This is a genomic window from Paenibacillus sp. LC231 (assembly GCF_001860525.1).
In the GTDB taxonomy this organism is placed as follows: domain Bacteria; phylum Bacillota; class Bacilli; order Paenibacillales; family Paenibacillaceae; genus Paenibacillus_AQ.
Window position 1 is genome coordinate 137,293 of sequence record NZ_JFOM01000006.1, and the last position, 13,378, is coordinate 150,670.

Here is a 13,378-nt window from a genome sequence, read left to right on the forward strand (position 1 = left end):
TGCTTAAAGGCTACCAGCGCGCCGTTACCATTTTCTTGCGGGTATAGAACTCCACGCCGTCCGTTCCATTTGCATGCAGATCCCCATAGAAAGAATTTTTCCAGCCGGAGAACGGAAAGAACGCCATCGGTGCTGGAACGCCGAGGTTGACGCCAAGCATGCCGGCATCGATATGCTCACGGAACTGGCGCACGTCGCTGCCATCCTGGGTAAACAGGCAGGCCCCGTTCGCAAAGTCCGAGCGGTTGGAAATCTCAATCGCTTCCTCCAGCGATTCCGCACGCATGACAGACAGCACAGGGGCAAAAATTTCGTCCTTCCAAATCCTCATCTCGCTGGTCACCTCATCAAAAATCGTCGGTCCGACAAAATATCCGTCCCCCCTCACGGCCTCATCGCTCCGTCCATCGCGCACCAGCCTGGCGCCTTCTTGCTCGCCCGCCTCGATATAAGAGATCGTGCGCTCCTTGTGAGCTCGCCTGATAACTGGCCCGAGGAAGACGCCTTCGTCCGCTCCGTTGCCGATGATAATCTCATCGGCCGCCTGCTTCAGCTTCTCCAGCAGCGGCTCCGCCACGTCGCCCACGGCCACGACGACGGAGCAGGCCATGCAGCGCTCGCCGGCAGAACCGAAGGCCGCGCTGACGATCTGGGTCACGGCAGCATTCAAGTCGGCAGTCGGCATCACGATGCTGTGATTCTTCGCTCCGGCCAAGGCCTGCACACGCTTGCCGTGGGAAGAAGCGGTTTTATACACATACTCTGCCACCGGCTGAGAGCCGACGAAGGACACGGCGGCAATGCCGGGATGTTCCAAGATGCCGTTGACTACATCATGAGCGCCGTGAACGATATTCAGAACGCCGTCCGGGAGACCGGCATCGGCGAACAACTCCGCCAGACGCTGAGCCAAGAGCGGCGTGCGCTCCGACGGCTTCAGCACGAACGCATTGCCGCAAGCGATGGCGAGCGGGAACATCCAGCACGGCACCATCATCGGGAAGTTGAACGGCGTGATACCCGCCACAACGCCGATCGGATACCGGTACATGCCGGACTCCAGGTTGGTGGCGATGTCGGGAAGCTGCCTGCCCATCATCAGCGTAGGCGCACCGGCCGCAAACTCCACGCATTCGATGCCGCGCTGCACCTCGCCGTAGGCTTCGGCATAGCTTTTGCCGTTCTCCGCCGTAATCAGGCGTGCCAGATCCTCCCAATGCTCTACCAGCAGCTGTTGATATTTGAACAGAATGCGAGCGCGGCGAGGAACAGCTGTCTTGGCCCAGGCACGTCCCGCTTTGGCGGCTGCCTGCACGGCCTGATCTACCTCCTCTTTGGTGGATAGAGGAACGTAAGCAAGGATTTCTTCCGTCGCCGGATTGTATACGGGATCGGTTGTTTCGGATCGGGATGGAACGAATTGTCCGCCGATATAATTGCTCAGGGTATGCGTCATGGCTGGTTTGCCCCTTTCGATTGGATCAGTAAAATAGAACACAACGAAACATCAGTGATGACAGATCTCCAATATAGCTCCTGACCATGAACTAAACTTAGGAATTGGAGGTAATTTCGCCTCGCTTGCAGCGCTCGATATAATCGTGAACTGCCTCGCTCGTCGGCATCGCATCGGAGCAGCTGTGGCTGGAGATGACAATGCTAGCCGCTGCGCTGCCGAACTCCATGCAGCGCTCGATGGGCCAGCCCTGCATCAGGCCGTACAGAAAACCGGCGGCGTATGAATCTCCCGCTCCGAACGTCTTGATGACCTTCGCCGGAAAGCTTTGTGCCGTATGGCTGGCACCGCCAGGGGTATACGCGATGGAACCTTCCTTGCCGTGCTTGATAATCACGATCTTGGCGTTGTAATCAAACCACTTGGCGGCCGTGATGCGGTCGCTTCGTTCCGAGTTGCCCCCGAACTGCTCCATCATGTCGAACTCCTCGCGCGTGCCGAGGATAATATCGCATGTTTCCGCTGCTAAATTGTAGTAGATCGCCGTCTCCTGCGGAGATTTCCAAGTGTACGGACGGTAATCGAGGTCAAACGCGATCACGGCCCCGTGACGCTTGGCATAGTCCAGAGCCAGAAACACGGCTTCCCGGGAAGGACTGGCCGCGAGCGCGGTTCCGGAGATCAGCACCATTTTGGCGGAGGCGATCAGCTCTTCGTTCACGTCCCCTGTCTCCAGCAGCAAGTCCGCGGCGTTGTCGCGGTACATTAAAATACTGCAGTCGGTCGGACTTTTGATCTCGGTAAAAGCCAGCCCCGTCACGGCTCCCGTGTAGTCGGTGGACACGCCTTTAGTCGCAATTCCGTTATTCTCAAGGTATTTTGTAATAAAACGGCCCATCTGATCGTCCGCGACCTTGCCGATAAAGCCCGTGTTCAACCCCAGACGTGCCATCCCGATACAGATGTTGGCGGGTGATCCGCCCACGTACTTGGTAAACGTGCTCGTTTCCTCCATCGGCCGGTTAATTTCATTGGCGTTCAGGTCGATGCAGAGCCTCCCTACAGCCACGAAGTCCACCGGTTTTTCGTTATTGAACATGATTTCACTCATGGATTAACCTCCTTGATCAGATCGGCCCCCAGGCTGCGAGCGCCAAGAAACGCATGGCTCCACTATCCAATGGCCGTCATTCACCTGCAGTTCTTGATCCTTTGACACCTGATCACCTACAGCTCTTAATCATCGAAACCTGAATGAGAGCTACTGGCTGTCTGCTATGCATGCTGTATCTATGTTCTCGAACTCTGTCGAATCGCATGAGCCTGGTTTCAACTCGCGCGCTGCTTAACTACAGCCCTATAGTTTCAGCTGGCCTTCCAGCCGTTCCAGGTATTCGATTGCCTGCTGAGCGTACTCCTTGGCAGGGTGCAGCGCAGGGTCCTGTTCACCCTCCAGCATCGCCCAGCCGTCATAGCCGCGCTTGACGAGCTCGCCGATAATCGGCGCAAAGTCAATGCAGCCGTCTCCTGGAACCGTGAACACGCCTCTGCGAATACAGCTTACAAAATCGCATCGAGCCTGTCGTGCCTGCTCCAAAATATCAAACCGTACATCCTTCAGATGGATGTACGCAATCCGCTCATAATGCTTGCGGAGCAGTTCAAGCGGATCTGCTCCCCCATAATAGGCATGACCGGTATCGTACAGGAGAAACACCAGCGATGGATCGGTCATAGCCATCAGGCGGTCGATTTCGTCCGGCTGCTCCACGACCGTGCCGCCATGGTGATGGTAAGCCAGCTTCATGCCATAGCTCGCCGCAATCTCGCCAGCCTGGTTCAGTCCTTCCGCCAGGCTTTCCCATCCGGCGTCATCCAGACGGAGAACGATGCTCTCATTCGGCGTCCGCCGGGGATCGAAGTGAAGTGATCCCCCTACCTCCGCCGTGCTGATGACTTTGCTGCCGAATCCGGCCAGAAACTCCGCGTGCCGTCGGTAATCCTCCAGCTCCTGCTTCCGGTAATCGGGATCAGAGAACAGCACCGACTTCCACTGGGAAACCAGCTGAATGCCGCGCGCATCCAGCTCCCGTTTCAGTACTGTCCGATCCTTAGGGAATTTTCTTCCCATCTCTGTACCTGTCAGTCCCAAAGCCGCAATATCATCTACAATCATCTCAAAGGTCGTGTCGTCCCCATGCTCCCTAACGTCCTCGCCGACCCAGTTAATAGGATGGATCCCAAGCTTGAAGTGCCTGTTGCTCATATCCAGCGCTCCTTTGTGTGGTTTAGTAGGGCCTTGCTTCCTTGCTTCGGGCAGCCATCTGGCGCTGCGCTTCGGTCACCTTGCTTGATGCCGACACCTCCGGCACCTCTACGCGCCACCAGGACTCATAACCATCGGTGTTCGTCCCCGGAACAACCGGAATCTCGATCAGCGTCGTGACGGTTTCCTTCTGCGCCAGGAGAAGTGCTTCATGCAGTGCTTCCGGCGAGTTGGCCTTGTAGGCTTTAGCGCCAAGCGCACGAGCGTGTGCCGCGAAATCAATCGGGAGGTATTCACCTGTCAAGCGACCCGTCCCCACTTCGCGGCGTCGGAACTCATTGCCAAACCCATCGCTGCCGTTGCTCCGCTGCAGATTATGAATACATTGGAATCCGTGGTTGTCGAACAGCAAAATCGTAATCTTGCGGCCTTCCTGCAAGCTGGTGATCAGCTCCGAATGCAGCATCAGGTAACTGCCGTCGCCGACCAGCGCATAGACTTCACGGTCCGGCTCCGCGAGGGCTGCACCCAAGGCGCCGCTCACCTCATACCCCATGCAGGAGAAGCCATACTCCATGTGGTACGTCTTCGGTTCGGAAGGTCTCCATAACCGGTGCAAGTCTCCCGGCAGGCTGCCTGCGGCACAGACGATGATGGAAGATGGGGAGATGACCTCATTGATGACGCCAAGAGCTCTCGTCTGAGACAAGCCGTCTGGATGCTCGGCAGCGTACAAGCGGTCCACCTCGCAGTCCCACTCTGCTTTCAAACCGGCAAGCTCTCGATCTTCATAGCCCGCTTGATAGCCATCCCGAGACAGCTCCTGGTGCAGCGCTTTCAACCCTTCCTTCGCATCGGCAATCAGCGCTTCGCCGCCGAGCTTGGTGCCGTCCGCACCGTTGACATTCAGGTTCAGAAACGATACATCCTCCCTTTGAAACGCCCATTTGGAGGACGTTGTAAAGTCCGAATACCGAGTGCCGATACCGATAATCAAATCGGCCTTAGCGGCAGCGCGATTTGCCGCCAACGAGCCCGTTACGCCCATGGCGCCCAGGTTCAGGGGGTGGTTCCAGGGAAGCGCACTTTTGCCGGCCTGCGTTTCTGCGACCGGGATGCCGAAAGCTTCCGCAAATGCAGCCAGGTCGTTGGCTGCATCGCTGTAGTGCACGCCTCCTCCGGCAATGATGAGCGGACGCTTGCTGGCTGCAATCCGTGCCGCCGCACGCTTCAGTCGCTCCGCCGACGGCGGGCGGCGGTCGATGACGTGTACCGTTTTCTCAAACAGCGAATCCGGATAATCGTACGCCTCAGCCTGCACGTCCTGAGGCAGCGCCAGCGTAACCGCTCCCGTCTCCGCCGGATCAGTCAGCACACGGATCGCCTGGCGGGCGGCCGCGATAAGCTGCTCCGGCCGGGATATCCGGTCCCAATACCGGCTCACCGGCTTGAAAGCATCTGCGGCCGATACGGTATAATCCGACGGTGCCTCGATCTGCTGCAGCACCGGATCAGGCTGGCGGCAGGCGAAGTTGTCACCAGGCAGCAGCAGCACCGGGATGCGATTCACCGTTGCCGTAGCTGCCGCGGTGACCATATTGAGCGCACCGGGTCCGATGGACGAGGTGCAGGCCCAGATCTGCCGCCGGTTCTTTTGCTTCGCGTATGCCGCAGCGGTATGCACCATGCCCTGCTCATTTTTGCCTTGAACATAAACCAGGTCACCCGCGCTTCGTTCCAAGGCCTCGCCAAGACCGGTTACATTGCCGTGTCCGAATATTCCCATTACCCCATGCACGAATTTCGTCTCCACTCCATCGACGGAAACGTACTGTGCATCCAAAAACTTCAGCAGCGCCTGTGCCATCGTTAATCGTGTCGTCGTCAACCGGTTCATCTCCTTTTCAACTTTTCATCTTCATTGCATCCTAAGAAAGAAACATTATGTGAATTAAGCGCTTAACCTTTTAGATCTATGCGCCTAACCAACGAAGGGTTAAGCGCTTTAAAGAAAGTGTATGCCTTACTTGCCGCCCAGCATGCCTTTCAATTTTATGATTTCCGCGCCCGCCAGCATCATGATGCCGGTCCCGTGATTGTCATTCACCACGGTGAGCAGGTCATGCTTGTAATAATCCCCGGTAAAGGAATAACGGGACCCGCTGCATACCCCGTGCACGCTGCCGCGGCGATCGATGGCTTTTCCGGTCAGCCCCTGCCATGCCCGAATGGCGGCATCGGCGAACGGTGCGGGATTCTCCAGCCAGCCGAACCGCACGCCTCTGGCAAAGGCATAGGCGAACATGGCTGTACAGGATGCTTCCTCATATGCTTCCGGATCGGTAATGACTTGTCTCCAGAGCCCTGACTCTCCCTGGTAGGAAGCGATCCCGGCACACAGCTCACGGTAGAATTCAAGCAGGGCCGGTCGGTCCTTATGCTCCCCCGGCAGGCGTTCAAGCAGCTCGGACAAGGAGAACAGGCTCCAGCCATTTCCACGCCCCCAAGGAATTCGGGTCGCCTTCCCGTATTTGAAGTCAAACACGTGGCTCATCACGCCTTCCTCCGGCATAAACAGATACTCCCGATACCTCAGAAACTGATGGGCCGCGTCATCCAGATAAGAGGAATCGCCTGTAATCTCGGCATACCGCGACAAGAAAGGCGTGCTCATGTACAGATCATCCGCCCACATCGTATCCGCAGAGTACTCCGAGATGCAGAGACGGTAGAATGCGCCGTCTTCCCGACGTTCCAGGCGGTTCGTCATAAAGTCCGCAATCACTTCCGCCACATTCAAGTAATCCGGATTGCCGCTTTCCGTGTAAGCTTCCAGCATCGCAGAGCCGAAGGAACCGCAGTTGTCCAGCATTTTGATCAGCACCAACTGATGGTTAATCGACGGAAATCCATACGTATCCCGATCCCAAACGGCGTATTCATACCATGAAGTGCAGATGTCGATGTGCGCGCGAGCATATTCCGCAATATCCGGCCGCTTCAGGATTCGCGACGTCTGAAGCAGGCCGTACATCGTCACCCCAAGCGGATAGTCCCAGCGCCCGAAATTGGTGGCAGTTCCGGAAGTCCATTTGTTGCTGAGCATCGCGTTCTCATAGAACGGCCTGACCCGGCGGCCCGGAGCATCCAGGGACCAGCCGGTCAAACCGCGGCTATCCGCCCGCGGGAACAGCCGTCGGACCAAACACACCTCCTCCTGTGTTTCCTCCTTCTCTGCAGCCAGCGGCCCGGCAAATAGCCACGGAGAGGGTGCACCCTGGACCGGAACCGGAAGCACAAAGTCCAGCTCTTTCTCTGAACTATAAGCCTCAAGCTCAAATCCCCATCCGGATGGCCCGCTAGAGCAGCGTACGAGAAGATCCCCTCGGCAGGACGCAGCAGGAATCTCGCAGTCAAAATCGCCGCACTCTTGAGTATCCAACACAGGTTTCCCGCCGATCCATAATTTCGTCCGCCCCAGAGCGCGGCCTCTAAGCACAACATAGTCAACGCCTGCCGGCACATGCAATCGGCTCCAGGCAAAACCCGATACCGGGAGCTCCGGCAAGCCAAACATTCGCTCAAAATTCGGCTTCTCCGCTTCTTCCTCGCTCCAGCCTGTGACCGGGAGCCAGCTAACACCGGTCTCGTCTTCGGTTCCGTGCGCATTTGGGAAGATGCCGCTTTCTCCAAACATGCCGGCGGTCAACGGCCCGGCATACGCCCAACCGGCAGCTTCCTTCCGATCAGCAAACGGGGATAACACCTGCAGAACTCTGACCTTGCCTTCCTGGGAGCCAAATCGGCAGCCGAAGCCAGCTTCGGTCCTGCGCGCCTCAATCAGCAGCGTATTCCAGCCGGGTTTCAGAACAAGCGGAACAACGATTTTTGCGTCCGGCTTCATCTCGTCCTCTGCTCCCGAACGGTACATCAGCTGATCGTTCAGATAGAACCGTACGGGGCTGAACGGCATGATCCCGGCGTCAAGCGAACGCTCATCGTCGCTCCAGACCAAGCCAAGCGCATAGGCGGCGTCCCCCGGCAACGCATCCCGGAACCGGTCGCCGAAGTTGAAATTATAGAACCCTTCCTCGGTCTGAAGAATACCTGTTTCAGCGAACGAGCGCAGCGAGAACGGAATTTCCGGGTTCGCTCCGATGTAGCGGTCGGCAATGGTCTTCAGCACTCCGGCATCATCATCGCGCAACCAATACCGGATGCTCTCGCGAGCTTCGATATAGCTTGTCATAAAGCTCCACTTCCTTCCGTTTGAGCATGCTCTGCCGGAGAAAGCTTGATGTGAATCTCCTTCTCGAACGGAGTTACCACGTTCAGCAGCAGCGTTCGACACCCCAGCGGATAAACCGCTTCCCGGACACCCGCCGCTGTGTGCTGAAATTCGCCGCCGCTAATTTCCATCCACTCGCCGTCCATTTCGTAGCGAATGCTCCCTTCCATCCAGAACTGGGCATCCACGCCGGCGGGAGCAAGCTCTCCACCGCTAAGGGCTCCAGCTGCCGGAAATATGAGCGAGATCTGCGATACGACTTCCTCCGGCTCCGTCGAGGAAATGACCAGCTTCCAGCCATCAACGGTTTCCAGCACGTCTACCCCCACCTTATGCTGCTGCACATGCGTCTGGGGACGGCGGTGATGCGGCAGCAGATACCAAGGGCTGATGTCTGCCTTGGTGCTTGCAGGCAGATCGGCTTCCGGCACCGGCCCGTTGTAGCCCTTCTCCTGTACGCCGGATAGCCGATATCCATCCTCCAGCGTCGCCATCCGGCTCATCTTGACAAAGCCGGGGTCGAAGTAGGAGGCGAACTGCACGCCCAACAAACGAGCCGCTCCATGACGAATAGAAAAGAAGGAGGACATTTCCGTGCTGACGGTCACGCTGGTATGTCCTTCACGGATTCGGGCGACCGGAGCGCCAAAATCCGTATGCATCCGGCTGTAACGGATGACACCGTGATGACCGGCACCGGCAAACCCGGACAGGTAGCGCTCCCTTGGAAATTCTCCGTTCAGCACGACGCGGTAATGCTCCGGCATCTGCGTTGTCTCCGCACCCTGGCGCTTTAGCCCCGGATCCAAGAGCAGCCGAACGGCTGCGTTGGTCGGTGCTCCGCCGGGATGCTTCAGCAGAGACAGCGACTGTTCCGCCATCCCCTGAAAGACCGGATCACGATCCAGTGAGGCCATCATCAGACACGGCAGAAAATATCCCGACATATCGAAGCTTTGACCATAATCCTGCCGCCCGGAATATTCGGTGACAATCTCCCCGTCCGGGTGAACCAGATAGGACATCATCTTCAAATTGGCACGGACCGGGACCAGAAGCTCCGGACGCTTCAGCAACCTGGCCGCATGAATCAGCATGACGTCGCTGACGACGTTGTAGATCCCGTTGCTGCGCTCGGTCCACTCCCCGTCCGCCGTGGCGTCCATGCCTTCGGCGAGCCACTCCTCCGCCCGCTTCAAGGCATCGTGCGAATCAAACAACTCATTCAAGAACCCCAGAGCCGCGCAGATCACCCACCGATGGTTCGGCGTATGGCAGCCTCCGGTGATCAGGGCGGGTAGGGTGCGTTCCAGAAACAGCAGCATATCCGCCGCTGCTCCCTTCAGCTCTTCCCAACCGTCGGCCAGAAGCAGCTGCGCTGCTTGCGCGTAACCAACCACGACGAAGGCTGTATCCGGAGGGGAATGAAAATTCGTCCAGCCCGGCGAGATCGTACCGTCGCTATGCTGACTCTCCAGCATATAACGCGCCGCAAGCGTTAATCTGTTCGCGAGTTCCCTGCTGCGGTAGTATTCGGATGCCGGGTTGCAAAGCGCGGCGGCCCAGATCGCCATGGCGGTCGGTGTCCCGCTGTTATGGTTCGGTGAGGGCAAACCGTTCTCCAAGGTGCGAACCCCGCCATGCCAGCGATGTGCCTGCTCCATAATCTGGCGGTCCATCCCCTCCCGAACCCAGCCGTCATTGACTTCAAAAACTCTGTTATACATATACGAACCTCCTGATATCCGTCGTCCTTAACCCTTCACGGCTCCCAGCATCACGCCGCTGACGAAGTAACGCTGCAGCCATGGGTACACGATGAGAATCGGCACCGTGGCAAATACGACGCTGGCCGCTTTCAAACTTTCCGTGGTTGCTCTGACACCCGCTGCAGGTCCCTCGTTACGGGTCAGATCCGTTATCATATTGTTCTGTACCAATTGATACAGCTTCAGCTGGAGCGGGTACAGTTCTTCGCTTGTAATGTACAGCAGCGTGTCCTGAAATCCGTTCCAGCGCCCGACCGCATAGAACAGGCTTAGCGTTGCTATGACCGGCAACGACAGCGGCAGAATAATCCGAAGCATCGTTCCGATCTGGCTTGTGCCGTCAATCTCGGCCGCTTCCTCAAGACTTTCCGGAATTCCATTAAAGAAGGAGATCAGGATTATCAGATAGAACGGGCTGATCAGTCCCGGAAGAACCAGGGCCCAAATCGTATCCAGCAAATTCAGGTCTTTCACGAGAATGTATTCCGGGATAATGCCCCCGCTGAAGAACATGGTCACAATGATGATAAACATGAAGATTTTGCGGCCTTTCAGCTTCTTTTTCGTCAGCGGATAAGCGGCAATCATCGTCATGATCATGCACAGCACCGTCGTCAGCAATGTGAGCATGACCGTAAAGCCGAGAGACCGGATCATGCTGGAATCCGAGAATACGGATTTATAAGCCTGCAGGCTGAACTCTACCGGAAACAACGTCACGTCACCTGACGTTACCGCACGATTTGAGCTGAAGGAGATGGCGATAATATGGAAAAAGGGTGCCAGGCAAAGAAGAACAAAAAGTGCAAGCAGGATGATGTTTACGGTATCAAAAACGCGGTTCGACACACGCTCGCTCATAAGTGATACTCCTTTCTGCAATAACGTTAAATGATGGACTCGTCCGTCAATTTTTTGGATGCATAGTTAGCTCCAAGGATAAAGATCAAGCCAACGACAGCCTGGAACAGGCCGACCACCGTCGCCAGCGTATACTGCCCGGATTCCAGACCGGTCCGGTACACATAGGTGCTCAGCACGTCGGAGTAATCCATGACCGCTTTATTGCCGATGACAAACGGACGGTCAAAACCGATCGAGATCATATTCCCGAGGTTGATGATAAGGAGCGTTACAATCGTCGTCTTCAGGCCCGGCAGCGTGATATACCAGATTCGCTTGAACCTGCCTGCACCATCCACTTCCGCCGCTTCAAACAGCTCCTTGTTGATGCCGGTTAAGGCAGCCAGATAGAGGATGGTTCCCCAGCCTGCGCTCTGCCATACACCCGTTGCCAGGTAGGTGATGAGCCACGTATTTTTTTCAGTTAGAAAAGGCACCGAATCAAAGCCGAGCGCCATCAGCATATTGTTGATCATGCCCGATTGCGTGCCAAACACCTGGTATACAATGCCGCCTATAATAACCCATGAAATAAAATGGGGAATATACAATATCGTTTGGGATAAACGTTTGAACCATCGGATTCGGAGTTCATGCAGCATAATGGCCAGAATCAATGGCGCAGGAAATGAAACCAAGAGGTCCAGCAGATTGAGCATCAATGTGTTACGCAGTGTTTTATAAAAGTCCTGTGTCTGGAAGACTTCTCGGAAGGCATCCAGTCCAATCCATTCGCTTCCGGTTATACCCTGAAAGAAATTGAAATCCTTAAAAGCAATCTGAACGCCCCACATCGGGCCGTATTTGAAAATGATAAAGTAGACCAAAGGCAAAACAAGCAGTGCATATAGTTGCCAGTACCGGCGCAGGTAAACGGTTCCTCTCATCTGAATCATCCTCTCCTTGCTCATGACGCCGGGAGCGAGGGGACGGCCTCTTGTATATAGCCGTCCGTTCCCTTGTCCCGCTGCGGATTGCCTTTATTCGGATTGCATTTCCTGATAAACCTTGGTCCGCTCATCAAGAATCGCCTGGCCGCCGCTGACCATGTAATCCTTCATGGTAGCTTCGAACACTTTCTCGAAGTCTTCCGGTTTGGCCATAGCCGTCTTTACGATCATCTCTTCATATTTAGCTTGGAGGTTCGTGCCGTATTTCGCCTCAGCTTCGATCGGTCGGTCAAAGTTGACCGGCTTGAACGTATCCGTTGCCGCAATTCCGACGGCCTTGCGGTGCAGATCCTGGAACTTCTCCGGGAAGTTGGTCGTCAGCTTCTCCCGGTTCTGTGCCTCGTCACCTACAAAGTTGCCGTTAGCGATAATGGCAATGTCGCCGGAGTTGTAAAGACGATCAATCACATCTTGAGGAGCGTCGGTCTTCATGACGGGAATGCCGTCCACCATTTCATAGTTTTCGCCTTCCACGCCGTTTTGCAGAGCCAGCAGATTGGCAGGATCCGCCATCCAATTCAGGTATTTAATCGCTTCTACAGCATGGCTGCTTGTTTTCGGAATCATGATATACATGCCGTTTGGCGCATATTCAGGCTTCGCGCGCTTGCCTTCGGAGTTGGTGAATGGATCGATCGGTTCCAGTTTGGCATCCGGCTGGTTTTTCAGCAGCGTATCATAGGTGCCGTCCGCGTAGTACAAATTCGGATAATCCTCTGTCAGGAAGCCAGTGAGGCCATTCGTTACATCCTGGGTCAATTGCTTCTTGTCTTCGTCCAAACTGAAGTCACGGCTGATCAGCCCCTCATTGTACAGCTTGTTGAAGAATTGAAGCGCATCCATGAAGCCGGGAAGCAGGGTCGGATAGTCATTGGCCCCGAGCTTTTGGAGCTGCGTGTACTTCTGTTCTTCCGTGGTCGGCTGGATAAAGGACCAGATTAACGGATCGTATTGAGCCGGTTCGATTGTCATGCCGAAAGGAATGACCTTGCCGCCGGTTTCGCCCGGATCCTTTTCTTTAAAAGCCTTCAAGACCTCGTACAGCTCATCCGTGGTTTGTGGCACGTCCATGCCGAGCTTCTCTAACCAGTCGGTACGAATAAAGGAAGAATACTTACCCAGGAAAGCCCGCTTGCCAGGAACGGCAAACTGTTTGCCCATGTACTGGCCGTAACTCATCGCGTCCTCATCGAGGAATTCCTTCAGGTTCGGACCGTGCTCGTTGATCAGATCGGTTAGTTCCGTCAATCCGCCCTGCTCCGCGTAGCGATTGAAGGTGGGGGTATCGTACGTAAAAACGATATCCGGCACGTTGCCGCCGCTGGCCATCAGAACGTTCAGCTTCTTGATTTCCTCCGAACGGGGTACCGGTACGAATTCCATCTTAATGTTGTTAGGAGTTCCAAAGTTGTCCTGGATGTATCTCGTGAGGTAGCTGTCGGTTATGGTGTATGGCTTCGGTGTATTGCCGCGGTCAAAAATTTCAACCTTCAGCGTGACCTGCTTACCATCATTAGAGCCGGAATCTCCGCTTCCGCTTGAGGTATTGGTGCTGCTGCCCGAGTCTGATGAACAACCGGATAATACGACCGTTCCGGCCAACAGCATGACGAGCGAGAGCTTTGCGAGCTTGCCCCATTTTTTCTTGCTTGCCGCCATAGTTACATCCCCTTTTCTGGTAATTGCCCTGACGTTCGCGCCGTTCTTTTAATTGAATATATCCTGCGGCTGCATCCCTGCGCTGCT

9 protein-coding genes are annotated in these 13,378 nt (G+C 55.8%); all 9 read right to left on the bottom strand.

The genetic code is table 11. The features are described from left to right. Positions 1 to 10 precede the first annotated feature (10 nt). Positions 11 to 1,456 (bottom strand): CoA-acylating methylmalonate-semialdehyde dehydrogenase, encoded by a 1,446-nt coding sequence (locus AK95_RS03555; RefSeq protein ID WP_071218546.1) that lies wholly within the window; start codon positions 1,454 to 1,456, stop codon positions 11 to 13. A 97-nt stretch (positions 1,457 to 1,553) separates the two neighbouring features. After that, positions 1,554 to 2,567 (bottom strand): 5-dehydro-2-deoxygluconokinase, encoded by a 1,014-nt coding sequence (gene iolC / locus AK95_RS03560; RefSeq protein WP_071218547.1) that lies wholly within the window; start codon positions 2,565 to 2,567, stop codon positions 1,554 to 1,556. A 246-nt stretch (positions 2,568 to 2,813) separates the two neighbouring features. Then, entirely contained in the window at positions 2,814 to 3,722 is a 909-nt protein-coding gene (gene iolE, locus AK95_RS03565) for a myo-inosose-2 dehydratase (RefSeq protein WP_071218548.1), read from the bottom strand. A gap of 22 nt (positions 3,723 to 3,744) precedes the next feature. Beyond that, positions 3,745 to 5,610: a 3D-(3,5/4)-trihydroxycyclohexane-1,2-dione acylhydrolase (decyclizing) gene (gene iolD, locus AK95_RS03570; protein WP_071218549.1), complete on the bottom strand. Its 1,866-nt coding sequence runs from the start codon at positions 5,608 to 5,610 to the stop codon at positions 3,745 to 3,747. A 135-nt stretch (positions 5,611 to 5,745) separates the two neighbouring features. Continuing rightward, positions 5,746 to 7,971, bottom strand: a complete 2,226-nt coding sequence (locus AK95_RS03575) for a glycoside hydrolase family 88/105 protein (RefSeq protein WP_083397514.1) — start codon at positions 7,969 to 7,971, stop codon at positions 5,746 to 5,748. After that, positions 7,968 to 9,737, bottom strand: coding sequence for a hypothetical protein (locus AK95_RS03580; RefSeq protein WP_071218551.1), 1,770 nt, complete (start codon positions 9,735 to 9,737; stop codon positions 7,968 to 7,970). Before AK95_RS03580 ends, AK95_RS03575 begins: the two co-directional genes overlap by 4 nt. Positions 9,738 to 9,764: 27 nt before the next feature. Further along, positions 9,765 to 10,640: a carbohydrate ABC transporter permease gene (locus AK95_RS03585; protein WP_071218552.1), complete on the bottom strand. Its 876-nt coding sequence runs from the start codon at positions 10,638 to 10,640 to the stop codon at positions 9,765 to 9,767. Positions 10,641 to 10,666: 26 nt separating this feature from the next. Then, positions 10,667 to 11,569 (bottom strand): ABC transporter permease, encoded by a 903-nt coding sequence (locus AK95_RS03590; protein ID WP_071218553.1) that lies wholly within the window; start codon positions 11,567 to 11,569, stop codon positions 10,667 to 10,669. Positions 11,570 to 11,662: 93 nt separating this feature from the next. Further along, entirely contained in the window at positions 11,663 to 13,291 is a 1,629-nt protein-coding gene (locus AK95_RS03595; RefSeq protein ID WP_071218555.1) for an extracellular solute-binding protein, read from the bottom strand. Positions 13,292 to 13,378: the final 87 nt, after the last annotated feature.

Excerpts from the sequence above, each read along its gene's own strand:
- AK95_RS03555 (WP_071218546.1), bottom strand. The coding sequence starts at position 1,456 with ATGACGCATACCCTGAGCAATTATATCGGCGGACAATTCGTTCCATCC.
- iolC (WP_071218547.1), bottom strand. The coding sequence starts at position 2,567 with ATGAGTGAAATCATGTTCAATAACGAAAAACCGGTGGACTTCGTGGCT.
- iolE (WP_071218548.1), bottom strand. The coding sequence starts at position 3,722 with ATGAGCAACAGGCACTTCAAGCTTGGGATCCATCCTATTAACTGGGTC.
- AK95_RS03575 (WP_083397514.1), bottom strand. The coding sequence starts at position 7,971 with ATGACAAGCTATATCGAAGCTCGCGAGAGCATCCGGTATTGGTTGCGC.
- AK95_RS03580 (WP_071218551.1), bottom strand. The coding sequence starts at position 9,737 with ATGTATAACAGAGTTTTTGAAGTCAATGACGGCTGGGTTCGGGAGGGG.
- AK95_RS03585 (WP_071218552.1), bottom strand. The coding sequence starts at position 10,640 with ATGAGCGAGCGTGTGTCGAACCGCGTTTTTGATACCGTAAACATCATC.
- AK95_RS03590 (WP_071218553.1), bottom strand. The coding sequence starts at position 11,569 with ATGAGAGGAACCGTTTACCTGCGCCGGTACTGGCAACTATATGCACTG.
- AK95_RS03595 (WP_071218555.1), bottom strand. The coding sequence starts at position 13,291 with ATGGCGGCAAGCAAGAAAAAATGGGGCAAGCTCGCAAAGCTCTCGCTC.